Here is a 6,576-nt window from a genome sequence, read left to right as displayed (position 1 = left end):
TTATACCGAGTCGGAATCCCCCATCTCGCTTGAGCATCATAAAAACTGCTTCGGAGTGACGTACAGGTCGATGATGACAATTTTGGGATACCGAACACCTAAATCTTTTAGAAGTCGAGCATTAAATGTGGAAAATCCTTGTTCTCGAAACCACTTACCTGCACGTGAAAACGTAGAAAGATGTGGAACCTCTTTGAGTCCACAAATACGCCGGAAGTAGCCAAATCGATCGAGTGTTTCCACTAACTGACGTAAAGAATCAATGGAAAAATAGGTTTTTAAAAAGAAACATTTTAACAATGATTTTTTCGAAATCGGTGGTCGCCCGGTTATATAAGGTGTTTCTGGTAAAGAAAGTTGGTCGATGTATTGAAATAAAGCCTGTAAAAGAGGATCCATTTCGCTATTCAGTGCATGTTCGATAACAAAATTGGAAATCATGATAGTGTCCACCCCTTGGAAATGTGTTTTTGGTCACTGTATATGATTTCCAAGACGGTGGATTTTTTGCGTCCTTTTATGCACCCGTTATGCGTTTTGCAACACGTTCATACTAGTAAATGCATTTCAAAGCGTTTGACTTTTCTCTTTTATCACTTTTCCATTCATTAATTAGGAGGAAACTTGAAGATGAAACAAAGCCGTTTCAACTAATAAATGTTTAAATAGATTAGTTGAGAACGCGTACAGCCTTTACAAAACGCTCTTGCCAATAGGCCATATTGATTGATACATACGTGACACCTTTTGAAGTGGTGGCATTGAGCATTTGCCCGCCGCCTGCATAAATGCCGACATGGTTGATCGTTCCATTGAAGTCTGTATCAAAGAACAACAGATCTCCTTTTTGAAGCTGGCTGATCGAGATCGGAGTCCCTACTTGCGCCTGCGCCGATGAACTGCGTGGCAGAGCAATTCCTGCTTCACTAAATACTCTCATGATAAAAGAAGAGCAATCAAACGCATCGGTGCGGGATGGACTAGCACCATATAAATATTTGGCTCCTAAATACTTTTCGCCGATTTGAATAATTTTATCAGCTAAAGAGAGAGTCGTTGGTTTTGTGTTGTTTTGCACCGGATCAGCAGAAACTTTTTCGTTTGAATAAGAGACCTTTTGCGGCTGTTCATTTTTCGCTGTGCTGGAAGACACTGCTTGGTTTTGTTCGGCAACACTGACTGGCTGTCCTGCCACCTTAATGGACTGGCCAGCTCGAATCAGATTAGGATTAGCAATCTGCGGATTTAACGCAAGCAACGAGCGAATGGTAGTTTGAAACTTTGCCGCAATGCCAGAAAGGGTGTCTCCTTCCTTTACAATATAATAGCCATTCGCAGAGGACGGCGCAGTAGATTGGGTAGATGATGATACCTGTTTTACTAAATAAACAATTTGACCCTCCTTAATAAAATTCGGATCAGAAATTCCTGGATTCATTTGCAATAATGAATCTACCGTTATATGAAATTGATTAGCAATCTCGCTCAATGTATCGCCTTTTTTCACTACATATGTATTTTCTTTCTCACTCACTTTTAATGTTTGGCCAGGAAAAATAAGATCAGAAGTTAAACCGTTCATTTGCATTAATGTTTCAACCGTCGTATGATACTGGTTCGATATGTTCCAAAGCGTATCGCCTTTTTGAACTGTGTAACTGCTAGCAAAAGCTGTTTGTCCTGCTAATAAAGACGTGATCAGTGTCCCTGTAAAAATCGCCGTTTTTTTCATGTTGCTCCTCCCGATGTATTGATAGTCTCCGTTTCTACGAACATGGATCATTATATTAAAAGAAAATGGCGAATCAATGACAAAAAGAATAAAAAGCAGTTACAAATCTATTACGATTCCATTACAAGCCTTTTGTCTTTGATTCTCCCTAATTCTATCAATCGCCTATCTCCTTTGCCGGAATATCGCCGAAAACTCTACTTTCATACGGCGATCGCTGGAACACTTGATGCAAAACAAACAGAAAAATGTCGACCCCCTTGCGTTCGAGAAAAGTAATGGATGGACTGGCGATTTCGATCGTGATCGTTTCTATAAATAAAACGAAACTTCGGGAAGCGCCGGCCGTCATTCGCTCGTGAATCACGCTCCAATTTTTCATGAAATGCTAGCCGTCAGAATGCTCCCCCTTCATTCGTTTCTTCATGAAAAATGAGCCGCTCCAAAAAACAATCAAATGCACCAACCAATTTTTGGACTTCAGGAAGATGATAAAATGTTGCTGTTGTTTCCGAATGATAGATGTCTTCATCAGCTGAATACATATAAACGCGCTTGCCTGATGCAAGCGCAAGGCCTAATTCAACATGACTCCCCTTCCCGGCCGGAAGCAACATAATAAAAAAATCGGCTGCCATCACCTCTCGCACCTCTTTTTGCCCTATTTGTGAAAGCTGTTCAATGGCTGTCGGACGCTCGTTTTTTGTCCAATCATATGTCTGTGTAAAACCGTTTACGATCAATCTCCGGGCGCAGAGGCGAACCACTTCTTTATTAGCGAAGCTTGAGGCAATATAAAATTTCATTGATTCCTCCCTTATCCATGTATCCTTATGGCAAAAATCGCCTTCGCACGTCCTCTGTTGGAATCAAACACTGATCGGTCGTCCCAAACCATTGATAACGGTTTTTGGCGATCCAATCGTAGAGAAGATCGCGAAGCGGACGTGGAATAAGAACGAATACATATAGACACTTCCACCATCCGCGCAAATGCTTGCATATCTTTAACGCCGCGCTTGACTTCGTATAATAAGTGTTTCCGTCAATCAATATCAAGCTATCAATCTGGCTAGGCACTCGATCGTCTTCCAATAGCGCTTGTCCCGCTTCGCTCTGCAATGAGGCAAACCGAAAATAAGCGTGCGGGTCTCTTTCAATAATCAATCGAACGCTTGCATGGCAAAAGCTGCAAGCGCCATCAAACAGAATGATTTTCACTTCATACCCTCTCCAATGCTTGATGCACCAGCATATAGATTCCCTTAAAAGGCAGCATTTTCATCGATCTTCTGTTGAGGCACGATCCAGATTAAACAATTTAACAAACAAAACAAAGACAAAAAGAAAAAAAATGACTCCGCCCCATACCATCCCACCCGAATGGTAACGCCAAGAGGTTTTTATATAGCGTTCCGCCATATGCAAGAACGGTTCAGGAATCGGTTCGCTGCGCTTTTCCGCATATGATAAATGCTGAACCGTCCATCCCCCTAAAGCAGGCTCCCATCCTCTTTTCCCTTGCTTCAGCCATACTTCAACCACATCACCAACCGCGACACTTAATGGAACGCTCCCCAGTTCATCCTGTATCCACGAGGGCCTATAAACATAATATACGATCACTTCGGAAAAGGATTGCTCTTGGGGAGCCTTGATCAGCTGCTTGACTGACAGTGCCATGCGACGAATTTGTGACGGATGATCGGCCTCGTTTGTTTGATCTTGATATAACCGATCCGAGATGACGACGCCGATCAGGTGTACCGGAGCTTTTTCCTTCGCTTTCGTTATTTCACTAGGTGCAGGAGAAGCACAAATGCGCGCCGGAAAAAGCAGCAGGCACAACCCAAAAACCAAAAGCCCTCTTCTTCACTTCATGTTTCTTCCCCCTCCATAAAACGAAACGTAGTCCATGACTCTTCAATTGCCACGGTCGTCCCATCATTATCCGTCAGCGGCATAGCAGGGACGATAAGCAAGCGACGATGATCATGCAGATGTTGAAACCAAATAAATTCTTCTGCACTCCACGAACCGGACAATGGTTCGCAGCGCTCCCATACATGCAGCACATTGCTTTTACGCAGCATTTCCATAATAGAGAAAGTATCGTCATTGGGTGATGCTTTCATATACAAGTCAACCGCAAGACGATGATAGGTGCCACGCTGGTTGTTTTTCGCCATGATTTCATCGTGATCCCGCTTCATAAATGCCTCGTAGGCGGAATGATTTTCCCAGAACGAAAAAATATAGGCCTCGTTCGCATCGTTTACATTCCAGCCACCTATTTGCTGGAGAAAGCCGGAAATCGCCTTTAATTCCTGCCATTGCTCTTGTGCGAACGAAAACCTCCGCTTTTGCTCCGGAAAGACACCGCATTTAATCCATTTCAGCAGCACTCGATTTCCCCTTTCTTCGCTTGCGATACCATGCTAGCGCTTCTTGTTCCGCTTTTTTGATAAACGGATCCTTTCCTTCTATGTACGATCCAATATCCAAAGGGAATTGTTGCGCTAGCATTTGTTTCAGCTTGCTATATTCCTTGGCTTGATCGGAGTGAGCGACCATATATTCTTTAAACGCCAAATGCCGCTCGATATGTTCGCTCCCCTTTTGAAACACATGAACGTGATGCGTCCGCTCTTCTCCTCCTTTGCGAAAAAATCTCCGCTTCGCAATCCCGTGTTCCCCCAATGCTTCATAACCAAGCTCAGCCATTTGCTTATTAAAACGATCGACTTCGTCAAGATTGTGGACCTCGACCATGATATCAATGATGGGCTTGGCGCGCATTCCAGGGACCGAGGTGCTTCCGATATGGTAGATTTCAACGCACCCGTTTTGAAAGACGTCTTTCATTTTGTCTGCTTCACAACGAAACTGCTCCGCCCATTGTTCGGAAAATGGAACGACTTCGACTTTTCGCGCCATCCATCATCACCTTTTTTCTTTTAGACATTTCGGCTCCTCATGACCTTTATGCCAAATCGCAGACAATCCCGACAAATCAACGCAAAGGGCCCCTGTACGAGCGGCTCTTTGTGCTGAAGGCAGAAGGAGCATCGTTGTTTTATTTCTCGCGCAAATACATGCTGGCTTTTTTCTTCGCTGAGCGCTTTTATATTTTCATACACGCAGTTTAAAAATGTTTCATCAATATACTCCAATCCCCTCTTTAGCTTCATCGCCATCAGCTTGCAAGCAACAGCCATTCCTTCATAAAATCTTCGATTCTCTATATCTTTGCTGTTGCCGGCCTGATTTCCTATCTCTGTCGCAAACTCTTCCAATTCCTCGATCATTCCTTCAACATCCTGACTAGTAAACCATTTTCTTCGATTGCTCACAAACATCCCCTCCTCATACAAATGGCTACGTAGATGTTAATACTACATAAAGGTAAATTATTCCTTTAAAAAAGATACTGATCCAAGAATTTTTGCCAAATAAAAACGACCAGTTTTCGAATATTTACAATGGAGGGCTGTCGACATGCCAGGACATCGAAAAATGCTTGAGATCGCTTTGCAACTAGAATCCCGTTCCATAAATCCTTCGTTCAACGTCATCATTCTGCCTTTTGTACTTTTTCTAAAAACTGAAGCACCCTTTGAATATAATCGTCTTTGTACATCGCAAAGCTTTTCACATGCTTGGCCTTTTCAGTGAGCCAAATTTCAAAAACATCGCGATGTTTATTATACATGCTTACACTTTCCTTGTATGGAATCGACGGATCATCTTTACTGTGGATAAATAAGACGGGACGCGGTGCTATCTGATCCACTGCTTTTATAGGGATTGATTCCGCCGGATTTAAATCTGTCAACATAGGAATAAGCGTTATAATTAAGTAAGTAAATGGGACGTTGGGCAAATGGGTCCATACAGGCATATAAGTGCGCAAATAGCTTTCTAAATCACTAAATGGACTGTCAGCAATCACCGCTTTTACATCTTTATCCATTCCCGCAGCTAAAATGGAGGTGGCAGCTCCCATCGACACACCATAAAGCGCGACCGGCTCAGAATAATGATGTTTTGCATAATCAATCACACCAAGCAAGTCGTATTTTTCCTTTGCGCCAATCGTAGTCATATCGCCTTCTGATTCACCGCTTGCTCGAAAATCAAACATCATAACGCGGTATCCTTCCGCCGCTAGCGATTGAGCCAACGGCAAAAAAGGAACATTGGGCTCGTAGCGGTTGCCGCCGTAGCCATGCGAAAAAATAATCGTCATCCGAGCCTGTTTGGTCGGTTCTATAATCCATCCTTTCAACTTAAGCCCGTCGTCTTTGCTGATAAAGGTGGCATCTTGATAGGCAAGTCCATAATCTTTTGGTGTTTCTAAAATCGGTTTTCGTTCTTTATGCGTTAAATTCCATCCAACATAGACGGAAATCGCCACACATGCGACGATCGCAACAAGCAATACACTAGCGAGCGAGATCGCAATTCTCTTTTTTGTCCTTGCCTTTCTCTCAAGCTGCATTGGCAAATTCATCGTTGTCACCTCTTTATCTATATTTTGAAACGAAAGAGAGGGAAGCAAAGCAGCATCTGTCTCTTTTATCGCGAAACCGGTTGATGAAACCTTTGATATTTGCACGGAAGCTCCTATTCGTTCAATAATAAACTGAATATTCAGACTTATTGACAGACAAAATAAGAAACGTGCGCTGCACTATGAATTGTCCATATTCGCAGTCAAGAACACTTGGCTGCTTAATGCAAGCGGCTCGCATCGTTATGACCCGCTCTTCTTGCCTTATCTTCTTTTTCCCATTATATCGAAATCTCCTGTTTCCATAAAGGAAATTTTCAAGCCGCTCTTT

9 protein-coding genes and 1 pseudogene are annotated in these 6,576 nt (G+C 42.9%); all 10 read right to left on the bottom strand.

Annotation, left to right across the window (positions count from 1 at the left end; all coding sequences use genetic code 11):
- A pseudogene (locus B6A27_RS16955) lies at nt 1–441 on the bottom strand (transposase); the annotation flags it as partial.
- Nucleotides 442–670: 229 nt separating this feature from the next.
- The gene (locus tag B6A27_RS16950; RefSeq protein ID WP_080862736.1) at nt 671–1,732 is read right to left on the bottom strand and encodes a C40 family peptidase; all 1,062 of its coding nucleotides are present in this window, start codon (nt 1,730–1,732) and stop codon (nt 671–673) included.
- 157 nt (nt 1,733–1,889) lie between these two features.
- Nucleotides 1,890–2,114, bottom strand: a complete 225-nt coding sequence (locus B6A27_RS16945; RefSeq protein ID WP_080862735.1) for a hypothetical protein — start codon at nt 2,112–2,114, stop codon at nt 1,890–1,892.
- A gap of 13 nt (nt 2,115–2,127) precedes the next feature.
- On the bottom strand, nt 2,128–2,538 hold the full coding sequence (locus tag B6A27_RS16940) for a nucleoside 2-deoxyribosyltransferase (protein ID WP_080862734.1): 411 nt from the start codon (nt 2,536–2,538) through the stop codon (nt 2,128–2,130).
- A gap of 25 nt (nt 2,539–2,563) precedes the next feature.
- Nucleotides 2,564–2,953 carry a thiol-disulfide oxidoreductase DCC family protein gene (locus tag B6A27_RS16935; protein ID WP_066148660.1) on the bottom strand — a complete coding sequence of 130 codons (390 nt, stop codon included), beginning with the start codon at nt 2,951–2,953 and terminating at the stop codon, nt 2,564–2,566.
- A 60-nt stretch (nt 2,954–3,013) separates the two neighbouring features.
- Entirely contained in the window at nt 3,014–3,592 is a 579-nt protein-coding gene (locus tag B6A27_RS16930; RefSeq protein WP_066148658.1) for a hypothetical protein, read from the bottom strand.
- A gap of 17 nt (nt 3,593–3,609) precedes the next feature.
- Nucleotides 3,610–4,137, bottom strand: coding sequence for a YdbC family protein (locus B6A27_RS16925; protein WP_161491054.1), 528 nt, complete (start codon nt 4,135–4,137; stop codon nt 3,610–3,612).
- On the bottom strand, nt 4,118–4,669 hold the full coding sequence (locus B6A27_RS16920) for a GrpB family protein (RefSeq protein ID WP_080862732.1): 552 nt from the start codon (nt 4,667–4,669) through the stop codon (nt 4,118–4,120). The genes B6A27_RS16925 and B6A27_RS16920 overlap by 20 nt, the downstream gene beginning before the upstream one ends.
- 20 nt (nt 4,670–4,689) lie before the next feature.
- Nucleotides 4,690–5,085 (bottom strand): hypothetical protein, encoded by a 396-nt coding sequence (locus B6A27_RS16915; RefSeq protein ID WP_231734626.1) that lies wholly within the window; start codon nt 5,083–5,085, stop codon nt 4,690–4,692.
- A gap of 221 nt (nt 5,086–5,306) precedes the next feature.
- Nucleotides 5,307–6,245, bottom strand: a complete 939-nt coding sequence (locus tag B6A27_RS16910) for an alpha/beta hydrolase (protein ID WP_139788157.1) — start codon at nt 6,243–6,245, stop codon at nt 5,307–5,309.
- Nucleotides 6,246–6,576 lie beyond the last annotated feature (331 nt).

This window comes from Anoxybacillus sp. UARK-01, assembly GCF_002075365.1.
GTDB lineage: Bacteria > Bacillota > Bacilli > Bacillales > Anoxybacillaceae > Anoxybacteroides > Anoxybacteroides rupiense.
Note: the sequence above shows the minus strand (reverse complement) of the source record. Positions and strands in the feature narration are given on the sequence as shown.